Origin of the sequence: Streptomyces sp. NPDC001663, assembly GCF_042893105.1 — a bacterium.
In the GTDB taxonomy this organism is placed as follows: domain Bacteria; phylum Actinomycetota; class Actinomycetes; order Streptomycetales; family Streptomycetaceae; genus Streptomyces.
Map to the genome: position 1 here is coordinate 274,598 of NZ_JBIAUR010000005.1, position 21,198 is coordinate 295,795.

The following is a 21,198-nucleotide window of genomic DNA, read 5'->3' on the forward strand; positions in this document are numbered from 1 at the left end:
GGGAAGGGGGTGCGGCGGGATGTCGCTGGATCCGGACGGCAGCCTGGAGGACCGGTTGACACCGGTGCTCCGGCCGGTGCGCGCGGGCAACGGCTTCGAGGAGGCACTGGAGCAGATTCTGCAGGTCGTACGGCTGGGCCTGGTGCCGGGGGGCGAGCGGCTGCCGGCCGAGCGGGAGCTGGCGGAGCGGCTCGGGATCAGCCGGGTGACGCTGCGCGAGGTGCTCAAGGTGCTGCAGGACCAGGGCCTGGTGGAGTCCCGGCGCGGACGGTACGGCGGGACGTTCGTCCTGCCCCGCGCGGACGCGGGCGGCGAGGACGAACTGCGGCGCCGGATCGCCGCGGTCGACATCGAGGACGTGCTGCGCTTCCGGGAGGTCCTGGAGGTGGGCGCGGCGGGTCTGTGCGCGGCGCACGGCCTCACGGACGAGCAGGCGGACCGATTGCGGGAGGCTCTGGCCCGCACGCACGACGCGCCGCTGTCGGACTACCGCCGCCTGGACACGCTGCTGCACCTGACGCTGGCGGAACTGTGCGGCTCACCCACGCTCACGGCCCAGTACGCGGCGGTACGGGCGTCGGTGAACGACCTGCTCGACTGCATCCCCCTTCTCGTACGCAACCTGGAGCACTCGCAGCGTCAGCACATCGCCCTGGTGGAGGCGGTGCTCGACGGGGATGCGGACGGGGCGCGGGAGATGATGCGCGAGCACTGCGGTGGGACGGCGGCGCTGCTCAGGGGGTTTCTGGCGTGACCTTGCCTTTCCGGGGCAACTCGTCAAAGGTATGAACGTGACCCATTGTTCCGGGCGGGAGGACGCATGGCGGGCAGGCCGCTGATCGGCATCAGCACGTATCTGGAGGCCGGCGCGCGCTGGGGCGTGTGGGAGCTGGAGGCCGCGCTGCTGCCGGCCGGCTATCCGCGTCTCGTGCAGCGGGCGGGCGGACTCGCCGCGATGCTGCCGCCGGACGCGCCCGAGCACGCCACGGCGACGGTCGCGCGTCTCGACGGCCTGGTGATCGCGGGCGGCCCGGACGTAGAACCGGTCCGTTACGGCGCCGAGCCCCACCCCCGGACGGGCCCGCCGGCCCGTGCCCGGGACGCCTGGGAACTGGCACTGATCGAGGCGGCCTTGGCGGCTCGCATCCCCCTCCTGGGCATCTGCCGGGGCATGCAGTTGCTGAACGTCGCCCTGGGCGGAACGCTCGTCCAGCACATCGACGGTCATGCGGAGGTCGTCGGCGTCTTCGGCCACCACCCGGTCAAGCCGGTGCCCGGCACGCTGTACGCCGCCGCCGTCCCGGACGAGACGTCCGTACCGACCTACCACCACCAGGCCGTGGACCGCCTCGGCACCGGCCTGGCCCCCTCCGCGCACGCGGCGGACGGGACGGTGGAGGCGGTGGAACTGCCGTCCGCCGCGGGCTGGGTGCTGGGCGTTCAGTGGCATCCGGAGATGGGCGACGACCTGCGGGTGATGCAGGCACTGGTCGAGGCCGCCACGGCGTCTGCAGCCGCCTCCTGAGCCGGACGAGAGGGCTTCCGGCCGCTTCCGGCCGAACAGGCCTTACGTCCGCGTCAACGACAACAGGTCCCGCGCCGGCCCCACCGGCCGATGACCCGTCGGCCACACCGCCCGCAGGTCCCTGGCCAGCGCGACGCCGTCCAGCGGCACCCGCACCAGCCGCCGCATCGCCAGCTCCTCCCCCACCGCCAGTTCACTGAGCACCGCCGGACCCGCCCCGCTCACCGCCGCCGCCTTGACCGCGGTCGTCGACGACAGCTCGATCAGCGGCCGCGCCAGCCCGCCCAGTGCCGCGTCCAGAACCTGCCGCGTTCCCGAGCCCTTCTCGCGGAGGATCAGCGGCGTCGCCGCCAGCTCCGAGGCCTCCAGCGGGCGTCGCCGCCGCGCCCACGCATGCCCCGGTGCGGTCACCACGATCAGGTGGTCGTGCGCGATGACCGCAGAGTCCAGGCCGGAGGGCACACTGACCCCCTCCACGAACCCCAGATCCGCCTCGCCCGACAGCAACCGCTCCGCCACCACCGTCGAGTTGCCCGCGAGCAGCGACACCGCCGTGTCCGGGCGCTGGGCGCGCAGCGCGAGCAGCCAGCCAGGGAGCAGATACTCGGCGATCGTCATGCTCGCCGCCACCCGCAGCCGCGAGTCACGCCGGTCCCGCAGCGCCTGCGCCCCCGCGTCGAACGCCTCCGCCGCCTCCACGACCCGCCGGGCCCAGTCCGTCACCAGCGCGCCCGCGTCCGTCAGCCGGGAGCCACGCGGCGAGCGGTCCACCAGTGCCACGCCCAACTGCCGTTCCATGGACCGGATCCGGCTGCTGGCCGCCGGCTGTGTGATGCCCAGCTCCCGCGCCGCCGCGCCGAGACTCCCGCGCCGCGCCACCGCCAGCAGCAGCTCCAGCGCCCCGAGGTCGGGCACGCGATGGGACAGCGTGCCACCGACGGCGGTCCGGGCGTCCCTCGCCTCTTCGTCACTGCTCATAACCCCAGCTTATGCCCCCATAGACACATACTCCCTGGTGGCAGACGTACCCGGGCGGGACGGTGGAACCATGGTCACCGCAGCCCAGCCCCTCCCGCGTGCCACCGCACGCCCGCCGCGCGCCACCGCCGTCCGTCACCTCGGGCCGAACTGGTACGCCACCGTCATGGGCACCACCATCGTCGCCACCGCGGGAGCCGCCCTCGGCATCCCCGGCCTGCGCCCCGTCTGCGCCGCCGTGTGGGCGTTCTCCCTCGCCCTCCTCCTCGCCCTGCTCGCCGCCCGCGCACTGCACTGGGCGCACCACCGCGACCAGGCCCGCGCCCACCTCCTCGACCCGGCGACGGCGCCCTTCTACGGCTGTCTCGCCATGGCCCTGCTGGCCGTCGGCGGCGGTGCGCTCACCGTCGGCGCGGACTGGATCGGCACCGGGCCCGCGGTCGCTCTCGACGCCGTGCTGTTCACCGCCGGGACGGTGGTGGGGCTGGCGGCCGCCGTCGCCGTGCCGTACCTCATGGCCGTACGACACAAGGTCGAGCCGGGGCAGGCCACGCCCGTGTGGCTGCTGCCCGTGGTCGCGCCCATGGTGTCGGCGGCGCTCGGTCCGCTGCTCGTGCCGCATCTGCCGGCCGGGCAGCCACGGGAGACCCTGCTGCTCGCCTGCTTCGCGATGTTCGGGCTCAGTCTGCTCGCGACCCTGCTCATGCTGCCGGTGATCTTCGCCCGGCTGGTCACCGGCGGCCCGCTGCCGCTGGCCCTCACGCCGACCCTGTTCCTGGTGCTGGGGCCGCTCGGGCAGTCCACCACCGCCGTCGGCAAGTTCGCGGACGTCGCCCCCGGTGTCGTACCGGCGCCGTACAGCGAGGGATTCGGCATCCTCGCCGTGCTGTACGGCGTGCCCGTCATGGGGTTCGCGCTGCTGTGGTTCGGGCTTGCCGCCGCCCATGTGGTGCGGGCGCGCCGGCACGGCATGGGCTTCGCGATGACCTGGTGGGCGTTCACGTTTCCCGTGGGGACCTGCGTCACGGGTGCCGAGGCGCTCGCGCGGCACACCGGGCTCGTCGTGTACGACTGGCTCGCGGTCGGACTGTACGTCGTGCTCGTCGCCGCCTGGGGCACCGCGGCCGTCCACACCGTGCGCGGTCTGCTCAGCGGTGAGCTGCTCGCAGGGCCTCGCCCAGCACCCGTGGTGCCTCGGCCAACGACGGTCCGTACCACGTCAGATGCCGTCCGCTGACGAGTGCGCAGGGCAGCCCGGGGAACGCCTCCGGGCCGTCCTCGGCCGTGAAGCGGTACGGCTCGTCCGGGAGGACGACGACGTCCGGGGCCGCCGCGCGCAGCTCCTCCACCGGGATGCGGGGATAGCGGTCGGGGTGGGTCGTGTACAGGTGGTCGACGCCGAGCCGGGACAGTACGTCGCCGGCGAAGGTGTCCCGGCCCAGCACCATCCAGGGACGGCGCCAGATCGGGACCACGGCCGTCGTACGGCGCTGTGGTGGCGGGAGGTCCGACCAGGCCGTCTGTGCCTCGTCCAGCCAGCCGGGGCGGGACTTCGCGCCGCATGCGGTCAGCATCCGCTCCAGCTCCGCGAACGCCTGTGGTATGTCACATACCACCGTCACCAGGACCTCGACGCCCGCCGCGCGCAGCGCCGCCAGGTCGGGCTCCCGGTTCTCCTCCTCGTTCGCGACCACCAGATCGGGGGCGAGCGCGAGGATGCGCTCGATCTTCGGGTTCTTGGTGCCGCCGATGCGGGGCACGTCCAGGTCCGCGGGGTGGGTGCACCAGTCCGTCGCGCCGACCAGGGAGCCCGGCAGCGACACCGCCACCGCCTCCGTCAGCGACGGGACCAGAGAGACGACCCGCACGCCCATTAGGACCTCTCTTTCGGATCAGCTCGGCGTCGCGGGCCCTGGCACGCACTCCCCCACTGCCCTAAAGGCGTGGGGGGACCCCCAGCCGCGTTGTCGTCACTCGCCGACTCCCCCACTCTCGACTTCGCTCGAGCGGGGGGACCCCCATCGCGTCGACTCCCTCCTCCGCCTTGCAGCTGCACGCACCAGACCCCGCTCGGGGCAGCCAAGAAGCACCGTCTCCCGAGACCGACCTGATCCGAAAGACAGGCCCTACCGCGAGCGGTCCCGGACCGCCTCGATGTGCTCGGCCACCGCGACGACGACCACGCGCGTGTCCGACACGGTCGCCCGCCAGCGGTGGCGCACCCCGCCGGTCAGGTACAGGGTGTCGCCGCGGCCGAGCCGGTAGGCGCGGCCCTCCGCCTCGATCTCCACCGCGCCGTCGGCGACGTACATCAACTGGTCGTTGCGGTACTGGAATTCGCGGCCCGCGTCATGGTCGCCGGTGAACTCCGAGGCATGCATCTGGTGGTGACCGCGCACCAGGGACCGCACCCGTGGCTCGGCGGCCGGGTCGGGCGTCTCGGCCCGCACCACGTCCACGCTGCACGCCGGGTCCGCCGCCGCGAGGAGTTCCACGGCGGTCGTCCGCAGGGCGTCGGCGACCTTTTCGAGGGACGTTCTGCTGGGCCGCGCGCGGTCGTTCTCGACCTGGCTCAGGAAGGGCACCGACAGGCCGCTGCGCTCGGCCACAACGGCGAGGGTGAGCTCCAGCGCCCGGCGCCGCCGCCGCACGGCCGCGCCCACTCGCAGCGACTGCTCCTTGTGGTCGTCTTTGTGGTCGCCCATCGCTCCGGCTCCCTCCTTCGCTCCGTCGGTCCCTTTACTTCTGATGAGTTCTCTGCACCTTACGCAGGTTCGGCAAACCGTTTCATGCGCCCGTCACATCCCCGTAAACACCGCGTGCGGTCAATTCGCCAACTCTCGCCAGTAGATGAGCTCCCCGGACTCGCCGGGTGCGGATTCCTCCTTCGGGACGAAGAGGCTGACCAGCAGGGCCGGACGGCCCTCCGGGTCGGTGACGAGGCCGGCCGACGGGTTGGCGAAGGCGCGGCTGCCTCCGGGGGTGCGGATCGCCACCTGGCCGGCCCGTCCGGAGGCGGGATCGTAGGCGTACGTCCGCCAGCTCCCGAAGTCCCCGCGCCGCCGCTGCGCCTCGATCAGCACGAGGCTCTCGCCCTTCAGTTCAATGCGCGAGCGGTCCCCGATGTTCCCGCCCGTGCCCCATGCCAGCAGGGCGCGATCAAGCCTGTGATCAGGCGTTGCCTGCCAGGTGGTGAAGTCCCGCAGTACGGCGCGGAGTTGGCGGTCGGTGTCGCAGTCGGCCCGGTAGTGGCCGGTCAGTTCGACTCTCTCGCCGTGCACCGAGGTGATGTCCGGGGTGCCTTCGGCGCAGCGGGAGAGGGTGCGCGGCGCCTCGAATGTGCGGGCGGCATTTCCGGTCAGGAGGGCGGCGAGGCTTGGGTAATGGCGTAGCGCTATGTGGTTGGCCGGATCCTTTTCGTACGCGAGGACGTATCCGCCGGTGTCGTCGGCGGCGAGCGCGGGCTGGCTGGTACCCGCGCCGAAGTCGTGACGGCGGGTCCAGGTGCGCAGATCGGCACAGCGAGAGCAAGCCGCTTGGTGCTTATCGCCACGATCGAGTGAACCGTCAGATGATCCGTGCATCTGGTCGGCGGCCGTGTGTACCTTAGGCGGTGCGATCTGGGACGCCGGGCGTGGCGTCAGCAGTCGGGGCCCCCGCTCCACCAGCGAGATGGTTCGGGGCCTCCCCGTCGCCTCTGGTCACGCCCACTCGGCCAGGTCGTGAGGGAATCCGCCCGCCTGGCACGGACCGCACGCACGACGTACGTCGCCGCCCGGGATGCGAAAGCGGAGGACCAGCGCACCCAAGACCGTTCGGGGGGCGCCGGCGGGCCTTGCTCACTGCCCAGGAACGGTGGCCTTCGCCACACGCTGAGGCCTTCTCACGCGTGCGTGGGCGGTCGGTTTCGAGACGGATCGCCCACGCACGCGTGGTCCTACTGCGGGGTCATCCGGCTCACCATGTCCGGGTGCTCCTTCAGCCAGGCGGCGACCGCTTCCTCCTCATGGCCCTGACCGCGCTTGTTGATCTCGCCCTCCAGGCTGCCGAGCTCGGCCTCGCTCATCCGGAAGTTCTTGATCCACTTGGTGAGCTGCGGGTACTGCTCGGGGAACTTCTCGTTCGAGATCGTGCGGATCGTGTTGCCCTCGCCGAAGAGCTTCTTGTCGTCCTTCAGCTTGGTGAGGTCGTAGCGGCTGTACGCCCAGTGCGGCGACCACAGCACGACCGCGACGGGCTCCTTCTTGGCGTAGGCGCGCTTGAGCTCGGCCAGCATCGCCGGGGTGGAGCCGTCGACGACCTTGTACTCCTTGTCCAGGCCGTAGCCCGGCAGAACCTTGGTCTTCAGCAGGTTCATCTCGCCGGTACCGGGCTCGATGCCGATGATCTTCCCGCCGAAGGTGGAGGCCTTGCCCTTGAGGTCCTCGTAGGACTTCACGCCCTTGACGTACGAGGGCACGGCGACCTCCAGCGAGGTCGGCTGGTACCAGGTGCCGAGGTCCTTGAGTCTGTCCTTGCTCTTGTCCCAGTAGTTCTTCTGCGCGTACGGCAGCCAGGCGTCGAAGTTGACGTCGAGGTCGCCGGAGGCGAGGCCGGTGTAGACCGGGCCGACGTCCATCTGCTTGAGGTTCAGCTGGTAGCCGCGCCGCTCCAGGACGTTCTTCCAGAGGTAGGTGACGGCGATGTCCTCGTCCCAGGGGAACCAGGCCACGTTGACGGTCCGCTCGGCCTCGGCCGGGGCGGCGCTGCTCGCGACCGGGGCCAGCTTGTCGACGACTCCCGGGTTCTTCCTCAGCCAGGCGCGCACGGCGTCCTGCTGCTTGCCCTTGCCCGCCTTGTTGATCTCGGCCTCGAGGCTGGTGAGCTGCTTCTCGCTCATCCTGAAGTTCTTCAGCCACTTGCCGACGACGGGATTGTCGTCCGCGAAACCCTTGCGCGCGACGGTGTGCACGCCGTCGCCCTTGCCCCAGGCGCCCTTGGGGTCCTTGAGCTTCTTCAGCTTGTAGTCGTTGTACGCCCAGTGCGGCGACCACAGCGTGACGACGATCGGGTCCTTCTGGCTGTACGCCCGCTTCAGCTCCGCCAGCATCGCCGGGGTGGAGCTGTCGACGACCTTGTACTCCTTGTCGAGGCCGTACTCCTTGAGGACCTTGCTCTTGAGCAGGGCCATCTCACCGGCGCTGGACTCGATGCCGGTGATCTTCCCGCCGAAGGTCGACGCCTTGCCCTTGAGGTCGTCCAGGGAGTCGATGCCCTTCATGTACGACGGGACGCTCAGCTCCAGGGACGTCTTGCCGTACCAGGCGCCGAGGTCGTCGAGCTTGCTGCCGTACTTCTTCCAGTACTGCTCGTGGGTGGTGGGCAGCCAGGCGTCGGTCTGGAAGTCGACGTTGCCCGCGGAAAGGGCCGTGTACAGCGGGCCGGCCTCGAACTGCTTGGCGTCGACCTGGAAGCCGCGCTCCTCGAGGATCTCCTTCCAGAGGTACGTGGAGGCGACGCCCTCGTCCCACGGGATGTAGCCGATGCTGATCTTCTTGCCCTGGCCGACGTTCTTGGCGTCGGCGACGGGGGTGGAGCCGCCGCTGTTGCCGCCGAAGACGCCCATGCCGCCGGCGACGAGGGCGAGGATCACGATGCCGATCACGGCGACCTGCGGGCGGGGGCGGTACGACCAGATCTTCAGGCCCCCCTGGGCCGCGCGGGCCTTGGCGGCGGCTCGGCGGCCCAGCGGGGAGACATGGGTGCCCAGGGCGCTGGTCATGCGGTCGAGGTAGATCGCGAGGATCACGATGGCGACGCCGGCCTCGGAGCCGAGGCCGACGTTGAGCTGGCCGATGGCCTCGTTGACGTCGCCGCCGAGGCCGCCGGTGCCGACCATGCCGGCGATCGCGGCCATGGACAGGCCGAGCATGATGACCTGGTTGACGCCCGCCATGACGGTCGGCAGGGCGAGCGGCAGCTGGACGCGCAGGAGGGTGTCGCGGGGCGAGGTGCCGAACGCCTCGGCGGCCTCGACCAGTTCCTTGTCGACCTGGCGGATGCCCAGCTCCGTCATGCGCACGCCGGGGGCGAGCGCGAAGATCAGGGTGGCGACGATGCCCGCGGAGGCGCCGGTGCCGAAGAACAGGATGGCCGGGATGAGGTAGATCATCGCGGGCAGCGTCTGCATGAAGTCCAGGACGGGCCGGACGAGTCCGCTGACCCGGTTGGAGCGGGCGGCCCAGATGCCCACCGGCACCGAGATCACCAGCGCGATGATCGTGGCCACGAGGACCAGCGACAGGGTGATCATCGCGTCCTCCCACAGTTCGAGGGAGTCGATGAAGGCGAAGCCCACGAAGGTGAGGACACCGGCGGTCGTGCCGCGCAGCCAGAACGCGAGCACGGCGAAGATGCCCGCGAGCAGCAGGGGTGCGGGGGCCTGGAGGACGGCGTTGATGCCGTCGTAGGTCCCGGTGAAGACGGTCTTGAAGAAGTTGAAGAGCCAGGACACGTGGCTGAGCAGCCAGTCCACCGTGTCGTTGACCCAGTCGCCGAGCGGGATCCTAGGCATGGGTGACCTCCCCGTTGCCGAGGAAGCCGACCAGGCGCGCCTGTGGGACGACTCCGACGAGTCTGCGTTTGTCGTCCAGGACGGCCACCGGATGCGTCAACCGGGCGCTGATCGCGCAGAGTTCGGTGAACGGTGTGTCGGGCGTCACGGTCTCGCAGTCGCTCTCGCAACCGCAGTCGGCCTCGTCGCCGCGGACGTCCCGGTCCATGACGGCGGACGTTGTCAGCACCCGGGAGCGGTCGACGTCCTTGGTGAAGGAGGCCACGTAGTCGTCGGCGGGCCGGATGAGGATGTCCTCGGCGCTGCCGATCTGCACGATGCGGCCGTCGCGCATGACGGCGATGCGGTCGCCCAGGCGCATGGCCTCGTTGAGGTCGTGGGTGATGAAGACGATGGTCTTCTTCAATGTCTGCTGCAGCTGCAGCAGTTGGTCCTGCATGTCGCGGCGGATCAGCGGGTCCAGCGCGCTGAAGGACTCGTCCATGAGGAGCAGGTCGGCGTCGGTGGCGAGGGCGCGGGCGAGGCCCACGCGCTGCTGCATACCGCCGGAGAGCTCGTCGGGCCAGGACTTCTCCCAGCCGGCCAGTCCGCACAGGGCGAGCGCCTCGCCGGCGCGCTGCTCGCGCTCGGCGCGGGGCACGCCCTGCACGGCCAGGCCGTAGGCGGCGTTCTCCAGGACGCTGCGGTGCGGGAACAGCGCGAAGTGCTGGAAGACCATGCTGATCTTGTTGGCGCGGACCTGGCGCAGCTCGCGGGCGCCGAGGGCGGTCAGGTCCTGGCCGTCGAAGCGGACGTGTCCGGCGGTCGGTTCGAGCAGGCCGTTGAGCATCCGCAGCAGGGTGGACTTGCCGGAGCCGGACAGGCCCATGACGACGAAGATCTGGCCCGGTTCCACGGTGAAGGAGGCATCGATCACGGCGGCGGTGGCGCCGTCGGCGCGCAGCTCCTCGCGGTCGGCTCCCTGCCGGAGCTTCTCGACTGCCTGGTCCGGTCGCCTGCCGAACACCTTGTAGAGCTGTTCGGCCTCAAGTCTGGCTGACACGCGCGCCTCTCGTCTGTGGGGGTCGGGGGGACGGGGCCGCGCCTGCCCCCGGCCGACCAGGGCAAACGCGGGAGTGGTTCAGTTCACAACCGGTGCGTAGGATCGCCGCCGGTGCTTCACATCGGTGTTGGGGGGACGACTGTGGAACGACCGGACGACAGACACGCGTCGGCGCTGCGCTTCGCGACGGAGCTGGTGGCTTGGGTCGCCACGCCCTGGGCGCTGTGGTCTTACTCCTGGGTGCTCGCGGTGCTCTCGCTGGTGGTGCTGATCGGTCTTCCGACCGTCTTCTCGACTCCGGGGGACAAGGCGAACGTGATCGTCGCGGTTCCGGGGTGGGTCACGATCGTGCTCGTGCTGCTCCAGCTCGTCGCGGCCGTGGTCTCGGCCTGGTGGATCTGGTCCGTCTGGGCGGCCGTCCCGGTCTCCCTCCTGGCGGCCGCCACCCTTGTCACGGAACGCCCGCGGTGGCGCCTGCTGCTCGCCGGCGGGTGACTGTCGGTGCCGTACGGCATGATGCGAGGCGTGACCGGACGACTGATGCTCCTCGACACCGCCTCGCTCTACTTCCGCGCCTACTTCGGCGTCCCCGACTCCGTGAAGGCCCCGGACGGCACACCGGTGAACGCCGTGCGCGGGCTCCTCGAATTCATCGACCGCCTGGTCAAGGACCACCGCCCCAGCGAGCTGGTGGCGTGCATGGACGCCGACTGGCGGCCGCAGTGGCGGGTCGACCTCATCCCCTCCTACAAGGCGCACCGCGTCGCCGAGGAGCGCGAGGCGGGGCCGGACGAGGAGGAGGTGCCGGACACGCTGTCGCCGCAGGTGCCGATCATCGAGGCCGTCCTGGACGCGCTCGGCATCGCGCGCGTGGGCGTCGAGCCGTACGAGGCGGACGACGTGATCGGCACGTTCACTGCGCGCGCGAAGGGCCCGGTCGACATCGTCACCGGCGACCGCGACCTGTACCAGCTCGTCGACGACGCCCGCGGGGTGCGCGTGCTCTACCCGCTCAAGGGCGTCGGCACGCTGCAGCTCACCGACGAGGCCTGGCTGCGCGAGAAGTATGGGGTGGCCGGTCCGGGGTACGCGGATCTGGCGCTGCTGCGCGGCGACCCGAGCGACGGTCTGCCCGGGGTGCCGGGCATCGGCGAGAAGACGGCCGCGAAGCTGCTCGCCGAGTTCGGGGACCTGGCCGGGATCATGGCCGCGGTCGAGGACCCGAAGGCGAAGCTCACGCCGTCGCAGCGCAAGCGGCTCGACGAGGCCCGGCCGTATGTCGCGGTCGCGCCGAAGGTCGTCAAGGTGGCGGACGACGTCCCGCTGCCGGACGTCGACACGACCCTGCCGCACGCCCCGCGCGACCCGGCCGCGCTGGACGAACTGGCGGTCCGCTGGGGCCTGGGCGGGTCACTGCAGCGTCTGCTGACGACGTTGGGGACGTGACGATTCCGGCGACGCACACTCATCAAGTCTTCATGGGAGAGGTGTTAACTGGGGGAAGGTGCTAACTTAGGTAAACCTAAGCTTGGGAACAGGGAGGCCGCCATGCCAGAACGCCCGGCTCGGAAGCCGCGCAAGCCCCACTCCGCGCAGGTCGTCCGCACCGAACGGCTGACCCCGCACATGCAGCGGGTGGTGCTCGGTGGTGACGGTCTGGCCGGGTTCGAGGCGGACACCTGCACCGACCACTATGTGAAGCTGCTGTTCCCGGCCGGGGGTGCCGTCTATCCGGAGCCCTTCGACGTGGAGCGGATCCGGGCGGAGTTCCCGCGCGAGCAGTGGCCGGTGACCCGGACCTACACCGTGCGGGCCTGGGACCCGGTCCACCGCGAACTGGCCCTGGACTTCGTGGTCCACGGCGACGAGGGCCTGGCCGGACCGTGGGCGGCGCGCGTCCAGCCGGGCGAGACCGTGCACTTCATGGGCCCGGGCGGCGCCTACGCCCCCGACACGACCGCCGACTGGCATCTGCTCGTCGGCGACGAGAGCGCACTGCCGGCGATCGCCCGCTCCCTCGAGTCGCTGCCCGACGGCGCCATGGCGCATGCCTTCGTCGAGGTCTCCGGCCCCGAGGAGGAGCAGAAGATCGACTCCGACGTGGAGGTCGTCTGGCTGCACCGCGGTGACCGGCCCGTCGGCGAGCTGCTGGTGGAGGCCGTACGGGCGCTGGAGTTCCCGGAGGGCCGCCCGCACGCGTTCGTGCACGGCGAGGCCCACTTCGTGAAGCAGCTGCGCCAACTGCTGCGCTGCGACCTGGAGATCCCGCGCGAGGACCTGTCGATCTCCGGCTACTGGCGCCTCGGCCACAACGAGGACGGCTGGCAGGCCTCCAAGCGGGAGTGGAACGCGCGCATCGAGGCGGAGCAGGAGGGCGCGGCGTCGGCCGCGTGACACGTCCGAAGGGGCGGCACCTCACCGAGGTGCCGCCCCTTCGCCGTGCTCACACGGATCGGAGCTCACACAGACCGCTGGTACGACCGGAACGTCCGGATCGACAGCCACACCGCCGCCACCGCGAGGGCGAGCAGTGCCCCTCCCCTGCTGAGCACATCGCCCCAGTCGGGGTGCTCGGACAGTGCCGAACGGCCCGCGACCATCGCCCAGTTGAGCGGGTTGAAGTCGGCGATGTGCCGCATCCAGGAGGGCATCTGGGAGGGCGCCATGAAGGCGGAGGACAGGAACGTCAGCGGCAGCAGCAGGAAGGTGTTGATGCCGATGATCGACTCCCGCTCCTGCACCAGCATGCCCAGCGCGTTGGACAGCGCCCCGAAGATCGTGCCGAGCAGCACGGCGGCGAGGACCAGGATCGCGATGCCGCCGACACCGCCGGGGTAGTCGGCGCCACCCGCCAGCGCGAGCAGCACGATGACGACCGACTGGAACGCGGTCACCAGGCCGTTGTTGACGACGTTGCCGTTCATCAGCGCGGCCCGGCTGACCGGCGTGGTCAAGAACCGGTTGAGCGTGCCGCGCTGGATCTCCTCCAACGTGCCCATGCCGGCCCACATGTTGGAGCTCAGCGCACTCATCACGACGACGCCCGGGACGAGGTAGTCGAGGTAGGTGGTCGTCCCGAAGCCGCCGAGCTCGACGACCTTCTTGAAGAGGTTGCCGAACAGGAACAGCCAGATCACCGGCTGGATCAGCGTGATGATCGCGTACGCCGGCTGCCGTGTGAACACCATGAGTTGACGCTGCGTCATGTACCAGGTCTGGGAGACGGCCGTGCTCATCGCGCACCTCCGGCGAGGACGAGGTTCTCGGTGGCTTCGGCGTCCGCCTCGGAGTAACGGCGGCCCGCGTAACGGAGGTAGACGTCGTCGAGGGAGGGGCGCGCGACGGTCGCGGCGGCGACCCCGACCCCGGCCCGCTCCAACGCCCCGAGCAGTGCGGGTACGGCGGCCGCCCCGTCGTCGGCGCGGACACTGACGCGGCGCCCGTCGACCAGCACCTCGTGCATGCCGGGCAGCCCGCCGAGGGCGCCCTTGAGCAGCGTACGGCCGGCTTCGCCCACCGCTTCCCTGAGTTCCAAGTGGACGGCGTCACCGCGGAGTTCGCCCTTGAGGGCGTCGGGCGTGCCCTGTACGACGACCCGCCCACGGTCGACGATGGCGATGCGCTCGGCGAGCCGGTCGGCCTCTTCGAGGTAGTGCGTGGTGAGCAGGATCGTCAGCCCCTCTTCTCCCGCGAGCCGGTCGATCTCGTCCCACATCGCCGTGCGGGCCTCGGGGTCCAGGCCGGTGGTGGGCTCGTCGAGGAAGAGCACCTCGGGCCGGTGCACCAGACCGAGGGCGACGTCGAGACGGCGTCGCATGCCGCCGGAGTAGCCCTTGACCTGGCGCCGGGCGGCGTCGGTCAGGCTGAACCGGTCGAGCAGCTCGTCCACGCGCGTGGTGAGGGCGGCGCCCTTCAACCCATAGAGCCTGCCCTGGAGTTGGAGGTTCTCCTGGCCCGTGGCCACCGGGTCGGCGCCGGAGCTCTGGGCGACCACGCCGATGGCGCGGCGCACCCGGTCGGGGTGGCGCAGCACGTCGTGCCCGGCGACGGTGGCCGCGCCCGAGTCGGGCTTGGCCAGGGTGGTGAGGATCTTGACGGTGGTGGACTTGCCGGCGCCGTTGGGCCCGAGGAGCCCGAAGACGGTGCCCGGTTCGACGGTGACGTCCATGCCGCGCAGGGCGGTGACCTCACCGGGGTAGGTCTTGATCAGCTGGCGCGCCTCCACTGCGGGCGCACGGGTAGTACTCATGACGACAGCTCTCCATGATTGAGCGGATGTACAGCGATACGTCTGATCCGCATGAAGAGCGCCGGGCTATCCTGGGTGTGCCGCACCTCGATCGCCTGGACTGCCTCACGGCGGATTCAGCTCGGGGTTCGAGACCCCGGCAGAGCTGCTGCAACAGCCCGGCCGGGGTCTGTTTCGTCAGGTGAACTCCGGTGGCAGCTCCCCCGTTTCATGGAAGTGGCGCCACCCGTCGACGCCCGGCAGCGAGCCCTTCTCGATCTCCTCGAGAAAACCGCGGACCCACTGCGCCTGTGCCTCGACCATGTGCAACTGGTACTCGACCTCGACGAGGAAGAGCCGCGGGAGCGTCTCGCAGAGCTTCTCCAGCGCCGCGCGCCCGCTCGCCACCTCCACCTCGAGGTTCTGCAACCGCTCCTGGAGCAGCCGCACCACCTCGTCGGGAGGCAGGGCACCGAGCAACGACAGAGCCGTCTCGAAGATCGGGAACTCCTTGGCCGGAACGGCCAGCAGATCGGACAGCCAGTCGGCCATCTCCTCCCGCCCCGCCTCGGTGAGCCCGTAGACCGTGCGCTCGGGCCGGTTGCCCTGCCGCTCGACATCGGCGACCTCGACGAAGCCGTGCTTCTCAAGGTTCTGCACGACCGTGTAGAGCGAGCCGTACTTGATCTTCGTGCTGACGTCCTTGCCCTGTCGGCGCAGGGTCTGGGCGATCTCGTACGGATGCATCGGCTTCTGCCAGAGCGTGACCATCACGGCGAGCGCCAGCGGGTTGCTGAGCTTGCGGCGCTTCATTGCCATGACGACCACCTCGCTTACGAATATCCGTGGCCGAACATATCGCGACCCTCGGACGGTCGTCAATACACACGATGTATCGCGTATTGATGCGCATGGCAAGGACGTGAGGACTTGGGCCCGCCGCGGACACGACGGCGTGACGCAGGCGAAACACCCCGTCCCTAATTTCTGTCGCCTGACAGGAATCCGTAGACAGGAATCCGCGCCGAAGGCAGGTGCCGCCGTGACAACAACCACCCCCTCCGACGTACGCCCCGACCCGCCGCACTCTCCCGATGACGGCTCCCTCGCCGAGTTCGGCTACCGCCAGGAGCTGCACCGCAGCCTGGGCCGGTACGCCTCCTTCGCGGCCGGTTTCTCCTTCATCTCCGTCCTGACGACGGTCTTCCAGTTCTTCGCCTTCGGGTACGCGTTCGGCGGCCCCGTCTTCTTCTGGGCCTGGCCGGCGGTGCTGGTCGGGCAGTTGCTGGTGGCCGCGTGCTTCGCGGAGCTGGCGGCGCGGTATCCGATCTCGGGCGCCATCTACCAGTGGTCGTCGCGCCTTTCGAACCTCACCTTCGGCTGGTTCGCCGGCTGGATCATGGTGATCGGGCAGATCGTGGTGGTCGCGGCGGCGGCGCTGGCACTGCAGATGGTGCTGCCGGCGATCTGGTCGGGCTTCCAACTGGTGGGCACCGACCCGGCGGTGACCTCGCAGGACGGCGCGGCGAACGCGGCGGTGCTCGGCGTGATCCTGCTGGTCCTCACCACGCTGGTGAACATCGTGGACAACCGCGTGCTGTCCGTGATCAACCGGGTCGGCGTGACCGCGGAGATCATCGGCGCGGTCCTGATCGTCGTACTCCTGCTGACCCACTCCAAACGCTCCCCCGGCATCACCTTCCACACCGAAGGCGCGGCGAGTTCCGGCCTGTTGGGGGCACTGCTGGTGGGCTCGTTCACCGCGGCGTACGTGATGATCGGCTTCGACAGCGCGGGCGAGATGAGCGAGGAGACGCACAACCCGAGGCGTACGGCGCCCCGCACGATCCTCACCGCGCTCGGCGCCGCGGGCCTGCTCGGCGGCCTGGTCATCCTCGGCGGCCTGCTGGCCGCGCCCAGCCTGACCGACGGCCACCTGGGCGTCGACGGCCTGAGCTACGTCCTGACCAGCCGCCTGGGCGACGGCGTCGGCAAGGCCCTGCTGGCGGACGTGGTGGTGGCGATCGCGGTGGCCACCCTGGCCATCCAGACGGCGGCCTGCCGGATGCTGTTCTCGATGGCCCGCGACGGCCAACTCCCGTTCTCCAAGCAGCTCGCACACGTCAACCCGCGCACCGGAATGCCGAACGCCCCGGCCCTGGTCGTAGGCGTCCTGGCAGCGGCCCTGCTCCTGCTCAACTTCGCCTCCCCGGACGCCTTCCTGGCCATCGGCACGACCTGCATCGTGATGCTGTACCTGGCGTACGCGATGGTCACCGGCCCGCTTCTGCTACGGCGCCTGCGCGGCGAGTTCACCTCGGAGGGCACCGACGAGACGGGCACCAAGCTCTTCTCCCTGGGCCGCTGGGGCATCCCGGTCAACGCCCTCGCCCTCCTCTACGGCCTCCTGATGACCGTCAACCTGGCCTGGCCGAGGGCAGCGGTGTACGACCCGGCGGGCGGGCACTGGTACTTCCAGTGGTTCACGGTGCTGTTTTTGCTGGTCACGGTAGGGATCGGAGCTGTGTACCGGGCTGTGAGGGCACATCGAGGGCACTCGGCTCAGACACCGACCCCTGCGGCACCTCTCCCAGAACCGACTCAATAGCGTCCGCCGTGGTGTCCTCGCCAGTCGGCCAGAGGCCGGTGTACTTGTCGAGCGTGATACTCGGCTTCGAGTGGCTGAGGCGCACTTGAACGGTCTTGACGTTCTCGTTCTTCTTGATCAGGCACGAGGCGTAGAAGTCCCGGAGGCTGTGCAGGGTGCACGTCTCCGGGACGCGCACACGTTCCGGCTCGGCGCCCTCGGGTTTCCCGAGTCGCTCCCACTTCTCGTGCGCCTCGATGAACTGCGCGTCGAGCATCTTGTTCGCGTCATCCTTGAGGGCGTTCCAGACGCGCGACCAGGTGGACCGACGGATCGGCCTGCCTTTGTCGTCGGTGAACACCAGCCGTGCCGCGCGGGTCTTGGGGGCGAGTGAGTTCGTCCGGTCTTCGATCGCCTCGGGAACGGGCGGGAACTCCGCCGGGTGCAGGGACGTGCAGAGTTGTGGCGCGCGTACCGCACCGACATCGCGGCCGGGGTGTCGTGCCCTACCGAGGTTCTCGACGGCTTGGACGAGCTGCGTGCGGCCAGCTGGCAAGTGGGGGGCAAGCAACGGTGCACATCGGCCCGATGCCACGAAGTCGCTCACGTCGTCACCGTCCCCGGCAATTGTGCGCGAGCGGTCGTCTGACGTCATCTGGAACCGGTTCGGTGTCGACACCGGCGGAGCCGAAGGCCTGGCGCCACCCCAGCGCCCGAGCAGGCACGAACCGACATCCTTCACACTGATCGCGCCAGTGGCATCCACGCCACGGCTCTACGGCTTCACGTCCGGCGAAGCCTCATCCTCTGGTTCGAGATCCCATACCGCCACGCTCACCTTGTGCGCCAGTTCTTCGATGTCCTGGGCGGCCCGGATGATTTGCGCGGTGTTTTCGCTGGCAGTCCACAGCACCACATCGGCGCCGACTTCCTCGTCGCGCCAGGCGTAGCGGAGTGCGGCGAGCACCTCGGGTGTGTCGTCCTGCCGTAGATAGCGGAATGCCCGCAGTCCCTCGCCGAGCAGCTCCGTGCGGAAGGTCTCGACCACCGGTGGCTCCACGGCGTCCGGGTCCTCCACTGCGACGAGGAAGCGCAGCGTCTCCTCTCGATGACCCTGCGCGGGCTTGACCATGGTGAAGAGCTGCAGCGGCATGTGCGTCGGTTCCCACATGCGCAGCAGCACTCGCGTGTCGAAGGGTTCTGGCGCGAAGGCTTCCGCGAAGTGCCGGAGCCTGCCTGCGAGGAAGGAGATCCCAGGCTCTCCCGGATCCTGCCCGTATGACCGCCAAAACAGTTCGGCGCACGTGCGCGCCCAGACACCGATGTCCTGCCACTCTTCGGTGTCCCAGCGCGGAGGGAGCTCTAGCCATCGGCTCGGGTTGTAGTCGATGTCGAGGCTGAACTCGTGCTCGAGCTCGACCCGTGGCTCAGTCATGTTCAGCTCCACCGGAAGGTCGTCATCAACGCGTCGAACCACTCGACCATCGCTTGAGACAGGTCGTCCTGGGGGTTCCCGGCGCCGATCGTGGAAAAAGCGACCAGGAGCCACTGGCTGGGATCGGCGGGCACCGCCACGAGGTATTCCACCCTGCGGCTGGCAAGTTCGATACCGCGCGCCGGATCCGCCGGAACGACCCGCTCCCGGCGGACCGCCACGGCTCCGTCGACCTCGCCACTGCTCAGGTCGACCTCCGAGGTATTCGTCGGGCTTTCGCCGACGAGCAGTTGAACGGCGACCTCGGTCGTGTCGGACGCCCGGGTCGCGCCGCCGGCGGCCTGGGAGCGCACCGGAAGGCGCGCTTGCGAAACGGTGAACGATGCCCCGAGATTCACCTCGCCCGCCAGCTTCATGGGCAGGTACAGCTCCAGTGCCTCGGCCTTGCGTGCCCCCGCAACTGCCGCCAGCAGTCTGCGTTCCAGTTCCAGGCGGAGCGGGGTCAGCTTGTCACGTGGCACGTCGGCCGGCAGGCGTGCGAAGGCGGAGGTGACGATGGAACGTACGGCAGCTTCTGCGTCCCCCTGCCGCAGCGGGATCTGCACCCAGTCCTCTGGCAAGAGGAGGTGGTAGCCCGTGGGGGGAGATGTGGGTTCGATTGTGTTGTCAACCATGGCCACTGGCCCGCCGGTTGGTGGACCAGATGCCCACATGCACCGCGGCGCTGATCGCGACTCCGGGCCACAGCTGCCAGTAGCCGCCCAGCGCGGCTCCGAGGAAGGCCATGAGGAAGTAGAGGCCGCTGAAGACTCTCAGATCGAATTCCAGCGTGTCGCCCTTCTTCCTGATCTCCGGTTTCCAGAACCGGACCAGCACCAGAAGAGGACTGAGCGCGGTGACGTCCAACGCCCAGGTGGGCACGGGCAGATCAAGTCCTGCTGTCCTTCGGTCCTGCAATGCGACCATGAACCAAAGGGTCATGACGAGGGCGATGGCGAGCAGCACATAGCGCACACGGGTCGCCAGCCTGCGGAACCTCTCGTCTTCCGGATCAGGTGTGGGGGCCAGGGAGCCGGCCGCACCGAATCGGGGACCACCCTCCGCGCCGGGATGCGAGTCCTGAACGGCGGCGGCCCGGCCCCGCTCCTGAGCCCGACGTGCCTGCCGGGTGCGCACGCTTCTAGTGAGACCCGTCCTTCGCCTCTCCGGTTCGGGCCTCACCATTGCGATCCGATCCCCGCTCCCGGCGCTGTCATGTGTCCCTTGGCATTGACGTAGGTGCTGGACCACTCGTCTCCGGCCCGCCCACCGAGGTCGAGGGCCGTGCTCGCGATCCAGTAGGACTGCGCGATCCCCTTTTGGCGTGCCGCCTCCGAGGCCATGTCACCCAGCCGCTGGCTGTCAGGGTACCTGCCGCTCATGCGCTCGATGTCCTTGACCTGCTGAGCCATGCGCTTGTCACCCAAGGCCTTGTACACCTCCGTCCGCGTCGCGACCGGCATGGCTTCATCCCGGGTCCGTACGCCGGCCGCCCGCCCTTGCTGGTTGTCCGCGACCCGACGCAGCCGCCCCAGCGGTCCACCGCCTCGTCCAGTGGCGGCGCGGTTCATTCTGGCCGCCCGCTTCGCCTGCTGTTTCGCGAGGTCCTCCGCGAGGGCTCGCCCTTCCTTCTGCAGCGACTTGATCGCCTTGGCCGCCTTGACGCCGTTCTTGGCCATCTTGAACGCCGCGATGTCGGTGATCACATCGAACCAGGAGCCGTTGCCCGTCGCCGCCATCAAGAGGTGGATGCCGAAGACGATTCCTGTCAGGATCCCGACCACCACTCCGAGGGCCGGGAAAAAGATCGCGGCGATCGAGAGCAGGGTGCAGGCGTTGCTCAGCCAGTCGGCAACGATCGCCAGCCAGTCGGCATCGCTCACCCACGCCTTGAGGTTGTTCCACCAGCTGTCTTCTATGTCGTCGTCGATCGACCACCGGATCTTGCCTGCGTAATGGTCCGCGCGCTCGCCGTAGAAGGACACCGCCGAGTTCAGCTTCTGGCGGGCCGTCTCCAGATCCTCTTTGGCCCGAGTGACGGCCGGATCCTCGGCCGCGGTGTCCTTGGCGGTCCTGTCGGAGCTCTTCTTGGCGCCGTCGTCCGGCTTGTGGGCGTCCAGGATCCGTTGGGCGTCCTTGGCGTCGTCCAGCGCCCGGTCGGCCTTCTTCTGGGCGGTCTCCATGTCGTCCGCCCAGCCGCCCAGGTGTCCTTTCACCTTGCGGTAGCGGTCCTCGGCAAGGTCTAGCCTGCGCCCCAGGCCACGCGCCTTGTCGCCGAGCTCGTCCGCGTACTTGCCTTTGAGCCCGTCGCAGTCCGCGATCGCCTGCATGGCGGCGGCCTGCGTGCGCAGCTTTTCGGCCACCTTCTTCATGTGCGTGACCTCGCGCCGAATCCCTTCCGGATCACCCGGAACGGGATCGGCCTCTGCGAGCGGCGCCCAGTCAGCAGGCCGCGCCATGGATGCTCCCCCTGTGAAATGCCATAGATCCGTGCGCGCCCAAGGCGCTATTTCTTCTTGCCCTTGGTGGCGTTGGCCAGGTCGTCTTCGAGGCCCTTGAAGGCGTCGCTGGTCGTCTTGACCATCTGCCCGACCTCCTCGATCTCCTTGACCAGCCGCTTGCGGTTCTTGTCCCAGTTGTCCACAAAGTCACCCATGGCGCTCTGGACGCCGCTGTCACCCAGCAGGGACTTGATGTCCTGCTTCCAGTCCTCCAGGCCCTTGAACTCGCGGCGGATCTGGGCGAGTTGCTTGGCGCTCGTGGCCAGCAGGTCGTAGTCGACCTGGAGGTCCGATCCCTTCGACATGCCTG

Annotated in this window: 22 protein-coding genes; 7 read left to right on the top strand and 15 right to left on the bottom strand. The window is 69.6% G+C overall.

Annotated elements, in window-relative coordinates:
- Nucleotides 1–19: 19 nt before the first annotated feature.
- The gene (locus ACFY1L_RS18220) at nucleotides 20–754 is read left to right on the top strand and encodes a FadR/GntR family transcriptional regulator (protein WP_388824574.1); all 735 of its coding nucleotides are present in this window, start codon (nucleotides 20–22) and stop codon (nucleotides 752–754) included.
- A gap of 66 nt (nucleotides 755–820) precedes the next feature.
- Entirely contained in the window at nucleotides 821–1,525 is a 705-nt protein-coding gene (locus ACFY1L_RS18225) for a gamma-glutamyl-gamma-aminobutyrate hydrolase family protein (protein WP_388824577.1), read from the top strand.
- A gap of 42 nt (nucleotides 1,526–1,567) precedes the next feature.
- Here the strand turns inward: ACFY1L_RS18225 and ACFY1L_RS18230 are convergent, their stop codons facing one another.
- Nucleotides 1,568–2,503 (bottom strand): LysR family transcriptional regulator, encoded by a 936-nt coding sequence (locus ACFY1L_RS18230; RefSeq protein ID WP_388824580.1) that lies wholly within the window; start codon nucleotides 2,501–2,503, stop codon nucleotides 1,568–1,570.
- Between the two features lie 70 nt (nucleotides 2,504–2,573).
- Here ACFY1L_RS18230 and ACFY1L_RS18235 point away from each other — a divergent pair, with 70 nt between their 5' ends.
- Nucleotides 2,574–3,740 carry a TDT family transporter gene (locus tag ACFY1L_RS18235; protein WP_388824583.1) on the top strand — a complete coding sequence of 389 codons (1,167 nt, stop codon included), beginning with the start codon at nucleotides 2,574–2,576 and terminating at the stop codon, nucleotides 3,738–3,740.
- On the opposite strand, the gene ACFY1L_RS18240 is transcribed toward ACFY1L_RS18235, so the two are convergent.
- From ACFY1L_RS18240 to ACFY1L_RS18260, 5 genes are all read right to left on the bottom strand, one after another.
- The gene (locus tag ACFY1L_RS18240; protein WP_388824586.1) at nucleotides 3,652–4,371 is read right to left on the bottom strand and encodes a helical backbone metal receptor; all 720 of its coding nucleotides are present in this window, start codon (nucleotides 4,369–4,371) and stop codon (nucleotides 3,652–3,654) included. The two genes, ACFY1L_RS18235 and ACFY1L_RS18240, sit on opposite strands and share 89 nt — an antisense overlap.
- Before the next feature lie 258 nt (nucleotides 4,372–4,629).
- Nucleotides 4,630–5,208, bottom strand: coding sequence for a helix-turn-helix domain-containing protein (locus tag ACFY1L_RS18245; protein ID WP_388824589.1), 579 nt, complete (start codon nucleotides 5,206–5,208; stop codon nucleotides 4,630–4,632).
- A 120-nt stretch (nucleotides 5,209–5,328) separates the two neighbouring features.
- Entirely contained in the window at nucleotides 5,329–6,087 is a 759-nt protein-coding gene (locus ACFY1L_RS18250; protein WP_388824592.1) for a hypothetical protein, read from the bottom strand.
- A gap of 353 nt (nucleotides 6,088–6,440) precedes the next feature.
- Nucleotides 6,441–9,056, bottom strand: coding sequence for an ABC transporter permease/substrate binding protein (locus ACFY1L_RS18255; RefSeq protein WP_388824595.1), 2,616 nt, complete (start codon nucleotides 9,054–9,056; stop codon nucleotides 6,441–6,443).
- Nucleotides 9,049–10,098 (bottom strand): glycine betaine/L-proline ABC transporter ATP-binding protein, encoded by a 1,050-nt coding sequence (locus ACFY1L_RS18260; RefSeq protein ID WP_388824598.1) that lies wholly within the window; start codon nucleotides 10,096–10,098, stop codon nucleotides 9,049–9,051. Before ACFY1L_RS18260 ends, ACFY1L_RS18255 begins: the two co-directional genes overlap by 8 nt.
- A gap of 141 nt (nucleotides 10,099–10,239) precedes the next feature.
- Between ACFY1L_RS18260 and ACFY1L_RS18265 the strand changes: the two genes are divergently transcribed.
- The 3 genes from ACFY1L_RS18265 (at nucleotide 10,240) to ACFY1L_RS18275 (ending at nucleotide 12,492) form a co-directional block, all read left to right on the top strand.
- Nucleotides 10,240–10,593 carry a hypothetical protein gene (locus tag ACFY1L_RS18265; protein WP_388824601.1) on the top strand — a complete coding sequence of 118 codons (354 nt, stop codon included), beginning with the start codon at nucleotides 10,240–10,242 and terminating at the stop codon, nucleotides 10,591–10,593.
- Between the two features lie 21 nt (nucleotides 10,594–10,614).
- Nucleotides 10,615–11,544, top strand: a complete 930-nt coding sequence (locus ACFY1L_RS18270) for a 5'-3' exonuclease H3TH domain-containing protein (RefSeq protein WP_388825393.1) — start codon at nucleotides 10,615–10,617, stop codon at nucleotides 11,542–11,544.
- A gap of 102 nt (nucleotides 11,545–11,646) precedes the next feature.
- Nucleotides 11,647–12,492 carry a siderophore-interacting protein gene (locus tag ACFY1L_RS18275; protein ID WP_388824604.1) on the top strand — a complete coding sequence of 282 codons (846 nt, stop codon included), beginning with the start codon at nucleotides 11,647–11,649 and terminating at the stop codon, nucleotides 12,490–12,492.
- 65 nt (nucleotides 12,493–12,557) lie between these two features.
- Here the strand turns inward: ACFY1L_RS18275 and ACFY1L_RS18280 are convergent, their stop codons facing one another.
- The 3 genes from ACFY1L_RS18280 to ACFY1L_RS18290 all read right to left on the bottom strand — a co-directional run bounded on the left by ACFY1L_RS18280 (nucleotide 12,558) and on the right by ACFY1L_RS18290 (nucleotide 15,145).
- On the bottom strand, nucleotides 12,558–13,334 hold the full coding sequence (locus ACFY1L_RS18280) for an ABC transporter permease (RefSeq protein ID WP_388824607.1): 777 nt from the start codon (nucleotides 13,332–13,334) through the stop codon (nucleotides 12,558–12,560).
- Nucleotides 13,331–14,347, bottom strand: coding sequence for an ATP-binding cassette domain-containing protein (locus tag ACFY1L_RS18285; RefSeq protein WP_388824610.1), 1,017 nt, complete (start codon nucleotides 14,345–14,347; stop codon nucleotides 13,331–13,333). Before ACFY1L_RS18285 ends, ACFY1L_RS18280 begins: the two co-directional genes overlap by 4 nt.
- A gap of 177 nt (nucleotides 14,348–14,524) precedes the next feature.
- A complete protein-coding gene (locus ACFY1L_RS18290; protein ID WP_388824613.1) occupies nucleotides 14,525–15,145 on the bottom strand; it encodes a helix-turn-helix transcriptional regulator in 621 nt (206 codons plus the stop codon).
- A 223-nt stretch (nucleotides 15,146–15,368) separates the two neighbouring features.
- Here ACFY1L_RS18290 and ACFY1L_RS18295 point away from each other — a divergent pair, with 223 nt between their 5' ends.
- Nucleotides 15,369–16,934, top strand: coding sequence for an amino acid permease (locus ACFY1L_RS18295; RefSeq protein WP_388824616.1), 1,566 nt, complete (start codon nucleotides 15,369–15,371; stop codon nucleotides 16,932–16,934).
- On the opposite strand, the gene ACFY1L_RS18300 is transcribed toward ACFY1L_RS18295, so the two are convergent.
- The 6 genes from ACFY1L_RS18300 to ACFY1L_RS18325 are packed head-to-tail and all read right to left on the bottom strand — an operon-like array spanning nucleotide 16,831 to nucleotide 21,193.
- On the bottom strand, nucleotides 16,831–17,679 hold the full coding sequence (locus ACFY1L_RS18300; RefSeq protein WP_388824619.1) for a hypothetical protein: 849 nt from the start codon (nucleotides 17,677–17,679) through the stop codon (nucleotides 16,831–16,833). The two genes, ACFY1L_RS18295 and ACFY1L_RS18300, sit on opposite strands and share 104 nt — an antisense overlap.
- A 9-nt stretch (nucleotides 17,680–17,688) precedes the next feature.
- Nucleotides 17,689–18,348 carry a hypothetical protein gene (locus ACFY1L_RS18305; RefSeq protein ID WP_388824622.1) on the bottom strand — a complete coding sequence of 220 codons (660 nt, stop codon included), beginning with the start codon at nucleotides 18,346–18,348 and terminating at the stop codon, nucleotides 17,689–17,691.
- 2 nt (nucleotides 18,349–18,350) lie between these two features.
- On the bottom strand, nucleotides 18,351–18,968 hold the full coding sequence (locus ACFY1L_RS18310) for a hypothetical protein (RefSeq protein ID WP_388824625.1): 618 nt from the start codon (nucleotides 18,966–18,968) through the stop codon (nucleotides 18,351–18,353).
- Between the two features lie 46 nt (nucleotides 18,969–19,014).
- Nucleotides 19,015–19,524 carry a hypothetical protein gene (locus ACFY1L_RS18315; RefSeq protein ID WP_388824628.1) on the bottom strand — a complete coding sequence of 170 codons (510 nt, stop codon included), beginning with the start codon at nucleotides 19,522–19,524 and terminating at the stop codon, nucleotides 19,015–19,017.
- 41 nt (nucleotides 19,525–19,565) lie between these two features.
- Entirely contained in the window at nucleotides 19,566–20,846 is a 1,281-nt protein-coding gene (locus ACFY1L_RS18320) for a putative T7SS-secreted protein (RefSeq protein ID WP_388824631.1), read from the bottom strand.
- A 47-nt stretch (nucleotides 20,847–20,893) separates the two neighbouring features.
- Nucleotides 20,894–21,193 (bottom strand): hypothetical protein, encoded by a 300-nt coding sequence (locus tag ACFY1L_RS18325; RefSeq protein ID WP_388824634.1) that lies wholly within the window; start codon nucleotides 21,191–21,193, stop codon nucleotides 20,894–20,896.
- Between the last annotated feature and the right edge of the window lie 5 nt (nucleotides 21,194–21,198).

Bases quoted from the DNA above. Each gene is read 5' to 3' on its own strand.
- ACFY1L_RS18220 (WP_388824574.1), top strand. From the start codon at position 20: ATGTCGCTGGATCCGGACGGCAGCCTGGAGGACCGGTTGACACCGGTG.
- ACFY1L_RS18225 (WP_388824577.1), top strand. From the start codon at position 821: ATGGCGGGCAGGCCGCTGATCGGCATCAGCACGTATCTGGAGGCCGGC.
- ACFY1L_RS18230 (WP_388824580.1), bottom strand. From the start codon at position 2,503: ATGAGCAGTGACGAAGAGGCGAGGGACGCCCGGACCGCCGTCGGTGGC.
- ACFY1L_RS18235 (WP_388824583.1), top strand. From the start codon at position 2,574: ATGGTCACCGCAGCCCAGCCCCTCCCGCGTGCCACCGCACGCCCGCCG.
- ACFY1L_RS18245 (WP_388824589.1), bottom strand. From the start codon at position 5,208: ATGGGCGACCACAAAGACGACCACAAGGAGCAGTCGCTGCGAGTGGGC.
- ACFY1L_RS18250 (WP_388824592.1), bottom strand. From the start codon at position 6,087: ATGCACGGATCATCTGACGGTTCACTCGATCGTGGCGATAAGCACCAA.
- ACFY1L_RS18255 (WP_388824595.1), bottom strand. From the start codon at position 9,056: ATGCCTAGGATCCCGCTCGGCGACTGGGTCAACGACACGGTGGACTGG.
- ACFY1L_RS18270 (WP_388825393.1), top strand. From the start codon at position 10,615: ATGCGAGGCGTGACCGGACGACTGATGCTCCTCGACACCGCCTCGCTC.
- ACFY1L_RS18275 (WP_388824604.1), top strand. From the start codon at position 11,647: ATGCCAGAACGCCCGGCTCGGAAGCCGCGCAAGCCCCACTCCGCGCAG.
- ACFY1L_RS18280 (WP_388824607.1), bottom strand. From the start codon at position 13,334: ATGAGCACGGCCGTCTCCCAGACCTGGTACATGACGCAGCGTCAACTC.
- ACFY1L_RS18285 (WP_388824610.1), bottom strand. From the start codon at position 14,347: ATGAGTACTACCCGTGCGCCCGCAGTGGAGGCGCGCCAGCTGATCAAG.
- ACFY1L_RS18290 (WP_388824613.1), bottom strand. From the start codon at position 15,145: ATGGCAATGAAGCGCCGCAAGCTCAGCAACCCGCTGGCGCTCGCCGTG.
- ACFY1L_RS18305 (WP_388824622.1), bottom strand. From the start codon at position 18,348: ATGACTGAGCCACGGGTCGAGCTCGAGCACGAGTTCAGCCTCGACATC.
- ACFY1L_RS18320 (WP_388824631.1), bottom strand. From the start codon at position 20,846: ATGGCGCGGCCTGCTGACTGGGCGCCGCTCGCAGAGGCCGATCCCGTT.
- ACFY1L_RS18325 (WP_388824634.1), bottom strand. From the start codon at position 21,193: ATGTCGAAGGGATCGGACCTCCAGGTCGACTACGACCTGCTGGCCACG.